Source organism: Peribacillus sp. NPDC101481, from assembly GCF_044767165.1.
Taxonomy (GTDB): Bacteria; Bacillota; Bacilli; order Bacillales; family DSM-1321; genus Peribacillus.
This window is the reverse complement of record NZ_JBIWNJ010000001.1, coordinates 1,983,109-1,999,734: the sequence shown is the minus strand read 5'-3', so window position 1 is coordinate 1,999,734 and position 16,626 is coordinate 1,983,109. Positions and strand designations below refer to the sequence as shown.

Genomic DNA, 16,626 nt, shown 5'->3' with positions numbered 1-16,626 from the left:
CATGTAAATTTTTTCTAATTACTGTTCGTTATAACTGAATTCAGGTTTCAAGCATGGACAGGCGGGTAATAAAAAACCGTACATCATATAAAAAAAGGAGGAGTTAATATGTTTCGCCATCAAAAAGAATTGCAATTTGAAGTTAAGGTAGATCGACCAGATCCGATGCTTGCCCGTCAAATTCAGGAAGTGTTAGGTGGACAGTTTGGGGAAATGACTGTCATGATGCAATATCTTTTTCAGGGTTTTAACTGCCGTGGAGAAGAAAAATACAAAGATATGCTGATGGATATTGGTACAGAGGAAATTGGACATGTAGAGATGCTTTGTTCGCTCATTAGTCAATTGCTTGATGGCGCTTCTCCGGAAGATCAAGCAGAAGCCGCAAAAGATCCTGCTACAGCAGCCATCATGGGTGGAATCAATCCCCAGCATTTGCTCGTAAGCGGTCTTGGGGGACTGCCAACCAACTCGAATGGGGTGCCTTGGAACGGATCTTATATTGTAGCCAGCGGAAATCTATTAGCGGACATGCGATCGAATCTTCATGCTGAAAGCCAAGGACGCCTTCAAGTGGCCCGTTTATATCATATGACCAAAGATGAGGGGGTACGTGCCACCTTCCGTAAAATGTTAGCCCGTGATCGTTACCACCAATATCAATGGATGGCGGCCATTGCAGAACTTGAAGAAAAAAATGGCGTTGTCGTTCCCGCGTCATTCCCACCGGAAGCGGAAATGGAATCTCAACCGGAAGCGTACGAATTCTGGAACTTGTCAGAAGGTAATGAATCAGCAGACGGACTATGGGCAACAGGAAGCGCCCCAGATGGTACAGGAGATTTTGTTTATGTAGCTGAACCAGTTGCAAAAGGGCAGATTCCTAACCCTAAGGTTCCGGCAGCGCAATTGCATCATGACCTGGATAGAAGTGAAACGCTTAATAAAAGATAATAATAGGAAACTTTTCAAAAAAAGCTCGATGGCCCCTAATGGGACATCGGCCTTTTTTATTCTATCAACATGTTTACAAAACCTAATTATTTGCTTGTGGATATTTTTTGGAGTAGCATAGTTTCCATCTTCAAGACAAAACATTTTAAAAGTGTGGTCACTAATTTAATAGTAAGGAGTGGGACAAATGAAAGCAGTGGTAGTTAAAGAACCGGGTGGAGCAGAACAATTACTATTTAAGGATTTTTCCAAGCCCATCCCCGGAAAAGGGGAAATATTAATTAAGGTGAAAGCCTCTGCTATAAATAGAACGGATATTGTTTCACGAGAAGGGAAATCCGGTTATATGGCCAATCCAATATTGGGGATTGAAGTTTCTGGGGAAGTTGTGGAAACAGGGGAAGGTGCAAATTTACAATTAGGGACAAGGGTGATGGGACTTGTAAACGGCGGCGGTTATGCTCAATATGCCTTGATGCCGGCTGATAGAGCAATGAAGATCCCGGATAACTTGTCATTTGAAGAAGCGGCTGCGATTCCTGAAGTATTCTTGACGGCGTACCAAACCTTGTTTTGGTTAGGTGAATTGACGGATCAAGATACGGTATTGATTCATGCTGGCGGAAGCGGTGTAGGCACAGCAGCTATCCAACTGGCAAAAAAACTGACAAAAGCGAAGATCATCACTACAGCCGGCTCAAAGGAAAAATTGGATTTCTGTCACTCATTAGGGGCGGATATCTGTATCAATTATAAAGAACAATCTTTTGATGAGGAAGTAATGAAAGCTACAAATAATCAAGGAGTGGATGTTATCCTGGATTTCATCGGTGCTTCTTACTGGGAGAAAAACCTTAAAAGCATAAAAACTGATGGACGCTGGGTACTGATAGGGATTTTAGGAGGAACAGTAGTCGAGAAGGTGAACTTGATGGAACTTCTCTTAAAAAGAGTTCAATTAAAAGGAACTCTTTTAACTCCTCGGAGTGATGAATATAAAAAAGAGTTAACGGAAGAATTCATTACAAAAGCCATGCCGTTGTTCCTCCAACATGAAATCAAGGCAATCGTCGATCATGTCTTCCCTTTTGAAGAGGTACAAAGGGCGCATGAACATATGGAAGCAAATAAGAATTTGGGTAAAATCATTTTACAAGTAAATGAATGACTAAAGCAGCTTTGAAGCAAGTTTGGAGACAGTTACCCAAAATTACGACATTATTTGGCGGCCTATTTTTCATGGTGCTTGATAAGGAATAGGTGGAATGTGGGTTTTGTTAATGGCATATCGTTGAAGAATGAAATATGGGCAAAGTATAATGAATATATACAAAGTCAAGATGCTCTTCATTGGTATCTGTTAAAATGGGGGAATAGTAATGAATGAACTGAATGCATTATTCAGGAAAAGAATAGGGCTCCAGGAAGATGTGAAACTGACATTTGGAAAATTAGATGAAATTCTGGATAAAACTGCGAAAACCATTCCGTTTGAAAACTTATCAATCATGGCCTCCCATCTAAGTGATATCAATAAAGCCAATATCATGAACAAAGTCCTCGTGAGGAATGAGGGTGGATTATGCTATGAATTGAATGCAGCTCTTTATTTTTTCCTGAAGGAAAATGACTTTGATGTATTCTTGGTTCGAGGTGTCATCTATAATCAGGGGTGGATGACCATAGGAAGGACCCATGTTACCATTCTATTGAACCATGTGGGCCAAACCTATCTGATCGATACGGGTTTTGGCGGGAATCTGCCTTTAAAACCAGTTCCGCTGAACGGAGAAACGGTCGTTTCCCAAAATGGTGAATTCCGAATAAAAAAAGAAAGTACCGACCATGGAGATCATGTCCTTGAATTAAAACTGAAACATAAAGATCGCGATTGGAGAATTGGGTATGCTTTCGATTCTTCAAAACCCGTAGGAAATGTAGCGGAACTTAATGAGGTCCAAACGATCATCAGGGAACATCCCCAATCGCCATTCAATAAGCATCCATTAATCACCCGTTTGACAAACAGCGGGAACATCACTTTAACTGATACATCCTTTACCCGGTGGGAAGATGGGGAAGTGACGAAAGAAGAAATAGATGGAACACGATTTAAAGAGTTAATGAAACAGCACTTCGATAGATAGTGGAAAAGGACTGAATATCAAAGGCGTCCATACCGAAAGACTGTCCATTCTTGACAGACTTTTTATGAATAAAATGATTGTCGAGACCGCGCAGGTATACTGAGGTGAAGGAAGAAACAATTGAGAACGGTCGAATAAAGTGCGTTGAAGGTTGAATAAGTCCGAGAACGGTCGAATAAAGTGCGTTGAAGGTCGAATAAGTCCGAGAACGGTCGAATAAAGTGCGTTGAAGGTCGAATAAGTCCGAGAATGGCCGGATAAAGTGCTGTTAAGGACGAAAAAAATCGAGAACGGCCAAAAAAGGCTCCGGATGAAATCAACTGGATGTTTTTACTATTCACTAAATAGATATGAATTCAGTGGGGTGAGAAGGATATGGAGAGGAAGAATCGATTGGTTTTCACTAGATCGAATGCTGCTGCTAAACGAAAATTCGATGAAGCTATCACCATTTTGGAATATAGCGTAATGCTCGTTGAGATCTTTGGATTAGAAGAGTTCAATAATATAATTGCCGGACAGTTAAGGCTGATTTTATGTGAAACGAAGAATACGCGCATAAAGCGGGAAAAGGTCACGATTGATCAATCCTTAATAAAGAAAATCAATCCTAACCCAAGATTGTATCCTATTAAGGACTCCATTCAAATGAGCAATGTTCATATTACGGAAGACATCTTCGATTATACTAAACAGAGGATTGAGTTAAAGCTTTGGAGAAATCAAATTATCTATAAAACCGATATCGAAGGTAAAATACAGGAAATTAAAATCATTGATTTTATTAAGGAAACAGCTAATAAGATTGGCGGTGCACAAGCTGAATCAAGTTTCCCTAATAAGTCCATTATTTCGGATGGTCATACCAAAATCATGTTAAGAGGAATAGCAAAAGGATTATTCAAATCCATAGGCAGGGATTATAAAAGACATGCCTCCATGAACCTTTCACATATCATGCAAAAAATCGAACAATCAGCTTTGGGAGAGTAAACATAAGAAGGACTTTTACCAAAGTCCTTCTTGCTTGGTTTCCAAGCAATATCCGTTTGGATTGAATACCCCTCATATAACCTCTATCAATAAACCATCTCTTTTTACTTCTGTTAAAACACTCCCGATAGCATGCTGTTCACTTTTATAATTAAAGGTATATAGAAGAATGGGGAATTCCTTGATTAGATAACAAACAAACATTGAGGCCTTATATGTAAATGTAAAGACTTATTAAATTTACACTAAAATCCAGCTATGGACGCTTGAGATAATTTATAATGATATTCCGAATATAGTTTCACGTGGAAAAATAGCCTCAATATTGAACCTTACCCCATTTAAAATAACTAAAGATAAAAAGAAAGAGATGATGAAATGAAGGATTTTGATGAAAACCTTCCTGACGAATGGCTGGAACTAGTAATATTGGCAATGACATCGGATGTTACAAAAGAGCAATTCAAAAAGTTTCTTCAAGAAAAATCGAATAGCAATAAAAGTAGCGATTGTGGTGGCTAATGAACGCTTAAATTGAGGCAGGACTATTCCTAAAAAAGTATGAGGCTTCATTTCTTTTGCCACGAGTGAACTCCATATTTTCTGCATATTTAATTGGTAAGATGGATGTAATCATAAGGGAGGTTTTATTAATATGAAAAAAAGAACAAAATTGCCTATCATCTTATCATTATTAGCAGCCCTGTTTTTAGTCCTTGGCGCATGTTCCAACAGCGATGATAAAAACAAAGAAGAAAAAAAAGAAAAGGAACATAGTGAAATGGACATGAACCATTCTAGCACGGGTGAAGTTCCAGAAGGATTAAAAGCTGCAGAAAATCCAACCTATGAAGTTGGAAGTCAAGCGATTATCGAATCAGGTCATATGGAAAGCATGAAGGGGGCGGAAGCAACAATAGTGGGTGCCTTTGATACGACTGCTTATGCAATTTCGTATACGCCTGCAACTGGCGGAGAAAAAGTTGAAAATCATAAATGGATCATTCACGAAGAAATCAAAGATGCAGGTGAGAAAGCATATGAACCCGGAGCGGAGGTCACAGTAAATGCTTCTCATATGGAAGGAATGAACGGGGCTGTCGCTGAAGTTGAATCTGCTGAAAAAACGACTGTTTATATGGTCGACTTCACACCGACTGCGGGAGGAGAAAAAGTGAAGAATCATAAATGGGTAACGGAAAGTGAATTATCAGCGTCTGAATGATTTAACATCTTCATGGTTATGAAACTCTTAATAGGTTGAAGAAATTTGCGATACACCTGCCGAATAACTGGTCTGCCAGTACCCCATAGCCGCTTCCTTTGATGAGGCTGGCAGACTGTCAGCGGAAAGGGAGTGGATTCTCGCCGCTTTATCTCAAGTTCGTCTACAGTCTGAAGGAATGGTAAACAAACCATTCCTTTTTTTATTTTGCAGTGAATTGTAAAACTTTAGTATCTGTTAATATGGATTTATAGAAATGTAAAAATGGGGTGCAAGTATGATGACTGGATTAACTATCAGACCTTTTATGGAAAATGACTATGAGGCGCTGAGCAATTATTGTTTACCTATAGAACAAGCAATCTATACTTCCTTACCTTTGAAAGTTATTGAAGACTTCAGGAAGGATAAATATAACTTCCCCATGGTCATTTATTTAGATAAGGATTTGATTGGTTGTTTTGCCTTATATACGGATAAAGCGGGAAATCAATATACAAGTAATGAGAATGCGATTCTTCTAAAATCATTCTCCTTGGATTTGCGCCATCAAAAAAAGGGTCTAGCTTTTGAGACTTTAAAAGTGTTGCCTGATATGATCAAACTAAGTCATCCAGATAAAGATGAGATTATTTTAACAGTGCATCATACGAATGTTCCAGCGATAAATTTATATAAAAAAGCAGGATTCATTGATAAAGGATATAGATTCAGTGGGGAGGAAGGGGAGGAATTAATTTTCCACTTTGCCCTGGATTAAACAAATGAAATACTTTGGGAAAGTAAGATAAAAGAAAAACAGGCACCTATGAGACGACCATCAGAAAACTTAGGAAATGGACAGTCCACGGAAAGGGAGCGGATTATTGAAATCAATGGGAACGTTTTTCAAAGAAAAAACTGTAGGCAAACCCGTTTTTCGAATTTGTCTACAGTCTGAAGCACTTAAACGATGCTTATTTTTTTGGAAGGTATTCCATACGATATGATTCAGAATTCATGGAATCCATCCTGCAATTTCTAATAACGTCAGAACGATCTCAAAGACAATGAGGATTACAATGATCCATTCAACGAATAGTCCCCTGATCGAATGGCTGATGTTAGAAAACCCATCCATAATGTTATATAAAATTTCGGTTTTACTTTTCAGGATTTTATACCGATCATTCAATTCAAAAAAATCAAGCATTCTGTCATAAAATTCGCCGGCAATGCTGCTTGTCCATGTAATATCAGGTTTGTCCAGAATCATGATGTACGCTAGGGTATTATACTCGTGACGTACGATTTTGGCAGTCGTCCTCGCTAGTTCCTTATTACCGATTCTCAGTTTGCCTTTTTCCAGTCGGTCTATCATGGCTTCGAGCTTGTCGTGGATTTTTCCGAGCTGTTCCTCAGTTTTTTCAAGTGCCACCGATTTTGCGAGAATGGTGGAAATTAATTCAGGGTAGAAAAATTCATATTTAGGTACAACTACATATTCGTCTGTCAAATTGATGCTTCCGGTTTCACTGAAGTGAAGGCTGTAATCGTCTGTATATCTATCTAAATTGTCGAGATCAATAACCGGCTCGAAAGAATGGATAAAGGATGAAAATTCCTTAATCTCATTTGCGTGTGAGTAATTGATGAAGACAATGCTGCCAAAGGAAAAAACCAGCACCTGCTGCGATTCGTCCACATTTTTATTTAGGATGGAACTTAGAAAATCGCCTTTAAGGATTAAAGGCTCTTCCCAGGTGAATTTTTTCGGTATGCCGCAATGAATGGCGATTTTATTCAAATCGATTTCATTAGTGATTGCAAATGCTTTAAAGGTAATTGGTTCCATCTATATCACTCTCTTCAGCAAATTGGTCTTTTTTCGATTCTATTCTATTCTTACAAAAACATGCTTGAATAATTCTTGAAGATAGAAAAAAGTTCACTGACTGTTCAAGTGAATAAAGAAAGAAATCCTTATGATCTGGTAACTAAACGAATAACTTACATTAAGGATAAAAAAATTTCAACAACTGAAAAATACGATTTCACTGTTTTTAAATAACCAATATTCCATAAATTTCTTCAGAAGGTATATGGATGAAAGATGAAAGTTTCGTAGAGATGTCATGAACATAAATCCCGCAATCCAGTATTATGTTCGTATGTTTTTTTAGTAAAACCGGTATGTGCCTACTCTCACTTTGACCAATGAACATCGTTTGATTTCTAACTGCTAAACCGCGAGTATAACCAAGACATTTAAAAATATCTTCCTCATTTCTTTTTACTAGGAATTCACCTGAAACACAATAATACATCTTATTATCATAATGAAGTACGCTGTGAGGTTGAAGTAATTTATCATGACAAATCTTAACCACTTTTCTTTCCTGTAAAGAATATTCAAGGATCACACCTTTGTGGATTGTTTTATTAGGGAAATAACTTGCTAAAGAGAGGAAACTTTTCCTTGGAGGATATGAAAACATCGATACATATAACTTATCATTTGCTATATACAAATCGTTGACGTGGCAAACATCGTCATTTTTAGGTGAAAATCTAATTTCATCAATTCTTTCCAAATCGTTTTCCAAATCATAAACACCAATTGAGTTAGTTTTGGTTTCAATAATATAAGCTTTATCTTTATCTACTGCTACACCATGTAAATCTAATTCTGTAGATAAAGCCTTATTCTTTATAACCTTTAAGCTTTCATCCAAAATGAAGATTCCATGAGAATTGGAAATTACGACAAAAGAGCTGCCGTATTTTGTAATGCCTGTGCATCCAACATTTAAAATCTTTTTTATTTCATGTTGTTGTTGTTTAAATTGGACTAAATATAGACCGCCTTTATGATTGCAGCATGAAATCAATAATTTACAATCATCTATGGGTATCATGTAAGATCGCACCTCTTTTTTAGACAATTCCTTTTCTTATATAATATGAATTTTTATTGTAATGGTGTAGACAAGTTATGGGGGGAATAGTGGACACTTTATAACTGATTAATGCAGGAGGGCGTTTCCGCTAAATGGAACGCCCTCCTTCTCTATGTTGCTGTTTATTTACCATCCACCTTCATGCTATTACTGATGCTCCCAGTCATGAGATTAATGAAACTTTACAATAGCCTATAAAAGTTCATGAAAACTTTACTTTTATTTACAGAATTCTCATATTGATGTCAATATTCAGTAATACATGTTTGTTATAATCGGTTGACGGTTTTAAAGGTGATTGGAAAAGAGCCTCTTAAAAATCCTTCATTTACAGATAAGTAGCAGGCCGATTGAAGATGACTGAATAGTAGGAGTGAACAAAAATGGAGGAATCTATAAATCTATATGAGCTTACATTTAGTGAAAAAGATAGATATGTAATCATTACAAATGCTTATCCACATGAAGATCAGTTATATCGGAATGGGTTTATCCACCGAAGAGTCAAGGCCTATCTGGATGAGGGTTTGAAAGTTGATGTTTTTGTTTTGCATCCTGCCTATAAAAAAGCAGAAAAGTATACGTATGAAGATGTGCCTGTTTATCGTGGAACTGAACAGCATCTGCGCATTTTCTTAAATCATAAAGTACATAAAAAAGCGCTCATTCATTTTGTTAATCCAAAAATGGTACAAGCGATAAAAGAAACGAACACAGATTTACCGATTATTACCTGGATACATGGATTTGAAACGGAGGCATGGCATAGAAGGTGGTTTAATTTTCTTGAGAGCCCTGAAAGCTTGCGGAAGATACTTGAAATGTCGGACGACTATTATGTAGCTCAGCTTTCTTTCATGAATTGGTTTTATCAAACGAATGAGTTGAATACAACCTTTGTTCATATTTCCAAATGGTTCAAAGAACATATAGCGGAATGTGATGCAAGAGCAGAATCGAAAAATTCAGTAATCATTCCTAATGTAATAGATGACAATCTCTTTACCTTTATTGAAAAGCCAGTTGAAATGCGGACAAAAGTCCTTTCAATCAGGCCATACGCTTCGCGAAAATACGCCAATGATTTATCGGTGAAAGCAGTTATTGAACTATCGAAGCGACCATACTTCGATAAGTTGGAATTTGCATTTTATGGTGATGGAAAATTATTCGATCAAACCGTTGAGCCAATCAGGGATTTTGAGAATGTAACGATTCATAAAGGTTTCCTATCTCAGGATCAAATCGCTGCATTACATAAGGAGTATGGAATTTTCCTTTGCCCGACCCGTTTGGATTCTCAAGGGGTTTCAATGTGTGAGGCAATGTCGAGCGGGCTAGTGCCGATTTCAACAGATATTACGGCAATCCCGGAATTCGTTAAACATGACGTTTCTGGCCTTCTAACAAAACCTGAGTCTCCTATCGAAATTGCCGATGCAATAGAGCGCTTATATTACAATCCGGACGTATTTTTAAGAGTGTCAAAACAAGCTTCTCAGTCGATTCGAGAAAAATGCGCGGTAGATGTTGTTATTAAAAGAGAATTGGAGATTATCCAAGGTTAATCGAAGGGAGTTTTTTCAATATGGAAGAACGAAACGAATATTGGAAAACTATGTACGAGGAACTCGAATTACAAATGAAAGACATGATGTCCATGACATTGGAGCTCATAGAGGGCAATGGCACTGAAAAACAAAAAATCATTGAGAACATTACAAAAGAAAATAATATGCTGCGAGAAGAATTAGAAAAAAGTAAGATCGCCCAAAAAGAAAATATTAAGCTTAACAAAGAAATACGAAGACTTAAGCTATTAGAACACAAATTCAACGTTACATATGCAGGAAAATTCACGTTAAAATATCTTGCGCTTAAATCATCTATTAAAGAACAAATAAAAAAATAAAGATTCATATCAGATTTCAGTCATTGGAGTGAAAACTTTGAATTCACATGAACTAGTTGAAAACAGAAAAATGAAGGTACTTCTATTTGGCTTTATTGACATGAATTCAATGGATGGATCTGCAGTATTTTTATCTTCCTTAGCGTCGACCATTGCGCTAGATTCCAACATCGAAGTTGACTTACTTCTAGCTAGCCCGGTCAAACGTGATATCTTAATTCGGCCTCTTGAGAAATTTGATAATATAACCATTCTCAATCCTTTTGTTGATCCTTTTTTCAGTGCCACCGATGATGAATGGGTAAAAAAAGGTGTCATTGATTTTGATATAGCTGAAATGCTCATTACTCACTATTGGAGTCAAAAGGGATATGATTGGCTATTTGTTAGAAGCATTGAGACTGTTGAAAAAATAGCAAAGCATAAGCATATCATAAAGAATACTTTAGTTTATGCTACAGGATTGACTCACATAGGCCAGGATGTTGATGAAGACAAATATGAGAGCATCAAAAATATATATGATCAGTGTGCGTATTTCTTATGTCAAACAGAAGAGATGTGCGAATTTGTCATTGAGATTCTTAATTTGAATAAAGAAAAAAACAAAGTTTCCCTGCTTACCCCGATGATACCAAACATTGAATCAGCAGAAGGGCAGGCCCGGTTAAAAAACAAACTTGTATATACAGGAAAATTCGACCCTGATTGGAAGACCATTCCGATCATTACTGCTTTTAAAGAATTAAAGCGCGAAATTCCGAATCTTTCACTTGATGTTGCGGGGGATAAATTCAAATGGGTTAAGGATGATTCTCAGTTTAAAGAAGAAGCGGCATACCTTCTTAAAAATACAGATGGTCTTACATGGTACGGTGCATTGACAAGGGAGAATGCCCAACAATTAATCGTGAACAGTGATATTGGGATAACCTGGAGAAGCGAGGAAATGGACAGCAGTCTTGAACTGTCTACAAAGCTATTAGAGTATGGGATTTTAAGGAAGGCTGTAATAATGAATCCAACCAAAATGCATATAAAGCTTTTTGGCGAAGATTACCCGTTATATGCTGTTACAGAGAAGGATTTTCGTGACGCTGTCAAATTAGCATTATGCAATAAGGATATATATGAGTTTGCGGCAAAACGAATGTATCAGGTCAGCAGGCAGTTTTTATTTTCGGAAGCCATAAAAAAACTGCAAGGACTATTGTGGAGCAAACGTATTACAGATTTTGTAGAGCAAAGCACAAATATGTTTTATGTTGATGTAGATGACTTTGATGAAATGACTAAGCATGCACCATCAAATAAAGTGAAAAAATTGCCTGCAGAGTTAAGTGCTGACGAAGTTTTCACCTATATCGTCAAAAACATACCTGAAGAAATAAAACGAGTCGAAAAACTGTTTAAACTGTCTGGATATGGGCAAATCATTTCAGCAGAAAAAGCCGGATGTTATTCATTTCTCCACATCCATAAAAGTTATGGAAACTTTGAACAAAATTTTCAAAATAACATGCCATATTTAAAAACTATAGGATTTGAAACCTATGGAAATCCTAAATTAAAGCCAAAAGATGTGGAAATTTCAATGAAGGGACAGGCTACTGCTGATAAAGAAAAATATGATATGAAAGGGAAAAATAAAGTATTAGCTAAAGAAGTAAAGCAATTAAAAAAACTGAACACGGTTCAACTGAAACAAATTACTAAGCTAGAAAAACAAAACCTGGCACTTGAACGTAAATATAATTCACTTTCGAAGTCGAAAATGGGTAAAATGACATTCAAGTATTGGGATTTAAGAAAAAGGCTTAACTTTTAAGAAGGTAAACCTGCAACAAAATAATAGATACACTTCTTAACTATATATATTTTCAAATGAAAGCCCCTGAATGCTGCTTGCTAACAGGGGCTTTTGTCATTTATCGAGAAAAGGAGCAAGGATTCTTGCAAACTTTTTATGTATGTTATCGATTTCTGCAGTATGTATAAAGCTGAAAGCTCAATAAACTATCTGGGAATTCTCTTTAGTGATGTTATAATATTCTGAAAAAGGAGGAGAGATGATGGAGGAGATTGTGATAAAAGCGATTCAAGATGATTATCCAGATGCATTTGCATGGTGTTATGGATGCGGTCGTTTAAACGAAGAGGGTCATCACTTTCGAACCGGTTGGCAAGGCGAGCAAACAAGGACAATTTATACACCACGTCCAGAGCATATCGCAATTCCTGGATTTGTTTATGGAGGCTTGATTGCTTCTTTAATTGATTGTCATGGAACAGGCTCCGCTGCATTGGCAATGCATCGTAAAAATGGGCATGAAGTTGGAGATGGAGTGGAGCCTCCCAGGTTTGTGACTGCATCACTGAAAGTGGAATTCGTAAAGCCAACCCCAAATGATGTGCCATTAACAGCCGTTGGGACCATTCATGAGGTTCATCCAAAGAAATGGAGAATCGAAACAGAGGTATTTGCCATCGATAAACTATGCGCTCGTGGAGAGGTAATCGCTGTGGTGATGCCAAGCACTTTTACAAGCAAAGAGTGATCCGGACCCTTGGAACAGGTCAATAGTAAGCTGATTGATAAAAACGGATTCAAAAGCAGAACAAGATTTTTTGTATTAAAGGGCCGTCCAATTATTTGGACGGTTATTTAGTGTATCTGAGTATCCATTTCAAGCATGTTATCACTGTAAAGTTACATGTAACCGGAAATCACAAGCGAATTGTCAAAAATATCAATATACTTACATTATAAGCAAAGGGAGGTCGCAGAGTTGAAAATAAACGTAGAGATAGATAAGGAGATCAAGGCGATAGAGGTGCTTATCAGAAATCACGAATGGAATGAGGAAGTCCAGGAACTGATGGAGCGTTTGAAGGAAAAGAAAAGACCGTATTTTGTCGGCAGGAAAGAAGAAATGCAGCACGTATTTCGGGCAGAGGAAATTATCTGTTTATTTACAGAGCAAGATTCCATAATGGTGCGGACGAAACAGGGGACTTTCGAAATGAAATAAAGGTTATATGAACTGGAAAGGGACCTTCCTGGTAATCAATTCGTGCGATTGTCCAAGTCAGTGATTGCCAATTTAGATGAGTTAAGCAGATTCGAGGCATCTTTCAACGGGACCTTATGTGTGTATTTCCGATCAGGGGAAAAAGAATATGTTTCTCGGCACTATGTTCAAGGAATCAAGAAAGCATTTCAATGGAAAAGGAAGGGATTATGATGAAAACACTATTATTCCGTAGCTTTGTTGGGATTTGCTTTGGGGCACTCGTGATGGTGCTGACGTGTTTTGGAGTGATCGCTTTTGGGGAGGTCACTGCATTAGACAGTGGAATATTTGTAAAAAACGCGATAGGCTGCATATTATGTGGCTGGTTCTTCAGCACGGCAACAATCTTCTTTGAAAATGAAAAATGGAGTTTGTTATCTCAAACCATTCTGCACTTCCTTACTGTCAGCATTCTTTACTTCCTATTATCTTTCTTTGTTGGTTGGATTCCATTCAGCTTAAAAGGATTGGCTATAGGAATTGGGATTTTCATACCTTTCTATATGATCATCTGGACCGTATTCTATCTCTACTTTCGCTTCCAAGTGAAAATATTGAATGATGGACTTGATAAAAGAAGGAATTGATGGAGAATGGCCAGTAAGTTTTTAGGTAGGAGAAGTAGAGCGTTTCAGATGGCAAATGCATAGAAAATATTCTCAACGAAATGCCTCAAAATAGAGAATGAAGGAAAGGTGCAGTAGCTTAAATAGAAAGAATAAGAACCAGGCCCAGCGAAAAAATCAGCTGATGCCTGGTTGGAAAGGATGTTTATTTACTTATGAATTGGTCTTCCCACTATTACTTGCTTCACTAAGCGATAGTGATTTAGTTTCAGGGGCCCAAGCCATTGATACAATTGCTCCAATAATAAGTACACCTGTGAGACAAAGCATGGTAAATTGAATTCCAATACTTGCAATACCAATTGGAAGTAGGAACGTACCGATTGCTGATCCTAATCTGCTTATGGCTGTCGCAAGTCCAACGCCGGAAGATCGAATCTCTGTTGGAAAGCTTTCGGCTGGAAATACGCCGACCAAGTTGCTGACAGCAGACATAATCAAGGTGAAGATGGCAAAGGAAAGAATCATTAATACTGTTGCACTGCTAGGTAAAACACTTAAAAAAGTAAGAGTGACGATCAATATCATGAATGAGCTGATCAAAAATCCTCGGCGAGTAAATTTAACCGTAAACCAAATACCTAAAAGGGCACCTATAATGAGTAGCCCATTTAATAGAAAATCGGTTCCATAACCTTCACTCAGTCCAATTGCATCTAGAATGCTTGGCAAAAAGGTGTAAATGGCGAAGTAAGGGATAACGAGACAAACGAAAAATATACAATTGAAAGCCGTGCGTTTTCTTATATCTTTACGGAATAAAGTGGCAAAACTGCTATTCGTTTGTACAGGTTTTTCATCATCAAGCACTATATTGGGACCGACATGTTTCTTGACAATTTCCCTGGCTTCTTTAATCCTGCCTTTACTAATCAGCCATCTAGGTGACTCAGGTGTACCCATTCGCAAAATCAAAATGATGACAGCTGGAATCGCAGATGAAGCAAGCATCCACCGCCAAGCGTCTGGAGCGGAGTCAACCGCAAGAATACCGATCAAGTTTGCCACTACGTAGCCAAACGTCCAGACTACACTGAACGCTCCTAATAAAACACCTCGATGTTTACGCGGTGAAAATTCAGCTAACATCGTGTGTCCTACGCTATAGTCGCCTCCAAGGCCAATTCCAAGCAAAATTCTGTATAATACAAGCTCTGCAGGGCTGTCTGCGAAAAACTGTAAAATGGATGCAGCAGTAATGACAATGAAACTAAAGACAAATATTTTTTGCCTTCCAACATAATCAGAGACCCATCCTAATACCAAACTGCCTAGAAAAAGCCCTATTAAAGCAGAACTTCCGATTATCCCAATCCAAAATGGAGTTAAATCCATTTGCGGTGTCAGGAGGGATAGCGCAAATGCAATTATCCCTAAAATATATCCGTCAGTGAAATGCGCCCCGAATGTAAGTCCTGCAATTTTAATATGGAATTTATTTAATGGTGCATCATCTAGTTTAATTGTATGGCTACCGGCATTATCAGTAATTGCTACATTCTTATTTTCCATTGAATCTCCTCCTGATTGATGATGCTAGACCTCGACGGTTATTTGTAGATGTAAAAAAGGTGTATATGAAGCCGCTTATAGAGGGAAGCGTTTTCATTATGGAGAATAAAAAGTTCGTAATATGAACCCTAAGTACGTTATATGAATACACTTGAATTATAATTGCGTATTCGAGTTTTTGTCAAACTTTTATAATAAATTAAAAATCTTCAGTTTAAGGATTGAAATGAGAAAACCGAACAAAAAGAAAACGATGCAGCCATTTACAATCAGTAAATGGCTGCATCGTTTATTTTGTTTCAAATGCGATTGTTTAACCCCTTTTAGCTCAATCTAACTGCTCTTCAATTTTTTTAGCAGCTTCTAGCATTCGATCACTTAAAAGTAAGAGATCTTTTTCTGTTAGGCGAAAACTCGGACCGCCTAGCGTGATGAAAGCGACTAGATTCTTTTTCCTGTCAAAAATAGGAGCTGAAATGGCATTTTCATTTTCATCTAGTTCACCAATCGATGTTCCAACCATTTGAACGGAAATCTTATCAAGTTCTTTACGCAGCTCTACGGGATCCGTAATTGTATATTTGGAAAATGGTTTAAGAGTCTGCTCTAAAAAAATGTTCAACTCCTTCTTGGGTAGCATACTTAATAATATTTTTCCATTGGATGTGCAATGTAAAGGTGACATGGTATGGGTATAGTCGACTAATCTAACGCTATGGTCGGTATCTATTTGATCAATGGTAAGAGTCCCATCATGCTTAGGGACACTAAGTAGAACAGTTTCCCCCACTTCTTTTTTCAATTCTTCCAGCGTTCTTCTAGCTCTTCGTATAAGTGAACCATAAGGATCATTTTGTGAAGTTAAACGATAAAGGGCATATCCGAGCAGGTACCCTTTTGAAACAGGATCCTTTTCTACAAAGCCCTGATTTTCGAGTGTGCCAATCAAACGCCAGGCCGTGGTACGATTCAGGTCAGCTTGTTTGGCCAAATCACCGACTGAAATGGGTGAGGGGCTTTCTCCGATAAACTTCAAAAGCGATAAAGCACGTTCTACGGCCTGTACAGAAGAACTTTCTTTATTATTGGTTTGTTTAGTTGTGGTCTGATTATTATTTTCCATCTTTTTATTATAGCGTAAGAGAACAAAGGAATGTCAATCATTTCAATTTGAAAAGAAGGGCATTTAATTCACCCTAATCAAAAATATTTAGAAAAATTCATTAATTGTCATTGACTGATAA

The 16,626-nt window shown here is 37.5% G+C and carries 18 protein-coding genes; 14 read left to right on the top strand and 4 right to left on the bottom strand.

Features of this window, described 5'->3' with window-relative positions:
* Positions 1-108: 108 nt before the first annotated feature.
* From ACIROD_RS09645 to ACIROD_RS09615, 7 genes are all read left to right on the top strand, one after another.
* Positions 109-954 (top strand): manganese catalase, encoded by an 846-nt coding sequence (locus ACIROD_RS09645; protein WP_402939985.1) that lies wholly within the window; start codon positions 109-111, stop codon positions 952-954.
* A gap of 187 nt (positions 955-1,141) precedes the next feature.
* Positions 1,142-2,122, top strand: coding sequence for an NAD(P)H-quinone oxidoreductase (locus ACIROD_RS09640; protein ID WP_402939982.1), 981 nt, complete (start codon positions 1,142-1,144; stop codon positions 2,120-2,122).
* Positions 2,123-2,333: 211 nt separating this feature from the next.
* The gene (locus ACIROD_RS09635) at positions 2,334-3,101 is read left to right on the top strand and encodes an arylamine N-acetyltransferase family protein (RefSeq protein ID WP_230178016.1); all 768 of its coding nucleotides are present in this window, start codon (positions 2,334-2,336) and stop codon (positions 3,099-3,101) included.
* 375 nt (positions 3,102-3,476) lie between these two features.
* Complete coding sequence (locus ACIROD_RS09630) at positions 3,477-4,094, top strand: hypothetical protein (RefSeq protein ID WP_402939978.1); 618 nt, start codon at positions 3,477-3,479, stop codon at positions 4,092-4,094.
* Between the two features lie 378 nt (positions 4,095-4,472).
* Entirely contained in the window at positions 4,473-4,616 is a 144-nt protein-coding gene (locus tag ACIROD_RS09625; protein WP_402939975.1) for a hypothetical protein, read from the top strand.
* A gap of 133 nt (positions 4,617-4,749) precedes the next feature.
* Complete coding sequence (locus ACIROD_RS09620; RefSeq protein WP_230178020.1) at positions 4,750-5,319, top strand: YdhK family protein; 570 nt, start codon at positions 4,750-4,752, stop codon at positions 5,317-5,319.
* A 280-nt stretch (positions 5,320-5,599) separates the two neighbouring features.
* Positions 5,600-6,079, top strand: coding sequence for a GNAT family N-acetyltransferase (locus tag ACIROD_RS09615; protein WP_402939971.1), 480 nt, complete (start codon positions 5,600-5,602; stop codon positions 6,077-6,079).
* A 237-nt stretch (positions 6,080-6,316) separates the two neighbouring features.
* Here ACIROD_RS09615 and ACIROD_RS09610 read toward each other — a convergent pair whose 3' ends face one another.
* Both ACIROD_RS09610 and ACIROD_RS09605 read right to left on the bottom strand, forming a co-directional pair.
* The gene (locus ACIROD_RS09610; RefSeq protein ID WP_101223408.1) at positions 6,317-7,153 is read right to left on the bottom strand and encodes an RMD1 family protein; all 837 of its coding nucleotides are present in this window, start codon (positions 7,151-7,153) and stop codon (positions 6,317-6,319) included.
* Positions 7,154-7,361: 208 nt separating this feature from the next.
* The gene (locus tag ACIROD_RS09605) at positions 7,362-8,216 is read right to left on the bottom strand and encodes a DUF4915 domain-containing protein (protein ID WP_402939968.1); all 855 of its coding nucleotides are present in this window, start codon (positions 8,214-8,216) and stop codon (positions 7,362-7,364) included.
* A 425-nt stretch (positions 8,217-8,641) separates the two neighbouring features.
* Here ACIROD_RS09605 and ACIROD_RS09600 point away from each other — a divergent pair, with 425 nt between their 5' ends.
* The 7 genes from ACIROD_RS09600 (at position 8,642) to ACIROD_RS09570 (ending at position 13,831) form a co-directional block, all read left to right on the top strand.
* Positions 8,642-9,826, top strand: a complete 1,185-nt coding sequence (locus tag ACIROD_RS09600) for a glycosyltransferase family 4 protein (RefSeq protein ID WP_402939965.1) — start codon at positions 8,642-8,644, stop codon at positions 9,824-9,826.
* A 20-nt stretch (positions 9,827-9,846) separates the two neighbouring features.
* Complete coding sequence (locus tag ACIROD_RS09595; RefSeq protein WP_101223405.1) at positions 9,847-10,170, top strand: hypothetical protein; 324 nt, start codon at positions 9,847-9,849, stop codon at positions 10,168-10,170.
* A gap of 37 nt (positions 10,171-10,207) precedes the next feature.
* Positions 10,208-11,998 (top strand): glycosyltransferase family protein, encoded by a 1,791-nt coding sequence (locus ACIROD_RS09590; protein ID WP_402939962.1) that lies wholly within the window; start codon positions 10,208-10,210, stop codon positions 11,996-11,998.
* A 244-nt stretch (positions 11,999-12,242) separates the two neighbouring features.
* Positions 12,243-12,728, top strand: coding sequence for a PaaI family thioesterase (locus ACIROD_RS09585; protein WP_101223403.1), 486 nt, complete (start codon positions 12,243-12,245; stop codon positions 12,726-12,728).
* Between the two features lie 231 nt (positions 12,729-12,959).
* Entirely contained in the window at positions 12,960-13,202 is a 243-nt protein-coding gene (locus ACIROD_RS09580; protein WP_402939958.1) for a hypothetical protein, read from the top strand.
* Between the two features lie 12 nt (positions 13,203-13,214).
* Positions 13,215-13,415, top strand: a complete 201-nt coding sequence (locus tag ACIROD_RS09575) for a LytTR family DNA-binding domain-containing protein (protein WP_402940183.1) — start codon at positions 13,215-13,217, stop codon at positions 13,413-13,415.
* Positions 13,415-13,831: a DUF3021 domain-containing protein gene (locus ACIROD_RS09570; protein WP_402939955.1), complete on the top strand. Its 417-nt coding sequence runs from the start codon at positions 13,415-13,417 to the stop codon at positions 13,829-13,831. The genes ACIROD_RS09575 and ACIROD_RS09570 overlap by 1 nt, the downstream gene beginning before the upstream one ends.
* 192 nt (positions 13,832-14,023) lie before the next feature.
* Here ACIROD_RS09570 and ACIROD_RS09565 read toward each other — a convergent pair whose 3' ends face one another.
* Together ACIROD_RS09565 and ACIROD_RS09560 are read right to left on the bottom strand one after the other, a co-directional pair.
* The gene (locus ACIROD_RS09565) at positions 14,024-15,382 is read right to left on the bottom strand and encodes an MFS transporter (protein ID WP_402939952.1); all 1,359 of its coding nucleotides are present in this window, start codon (positions 15,380-15,382) and stop codon (positions 14,024-14,026) included.
* 328 nt (positions 15,383-15,710) lie between these two features.
* Positions 15,711-16,505 (bottom strand): IclR family transcriptional regulator, encoded by a 795-nt coding sequence (locus tag ACIROD_RS09560; protein WP_402939949.1) that lies wholly within the window; start codon positions 16,503-16,505, stop codon positions 15,711-15,713.
* Between the last annotated feature and the right edge of the window lie 121 nt (positions 16,506-16,626).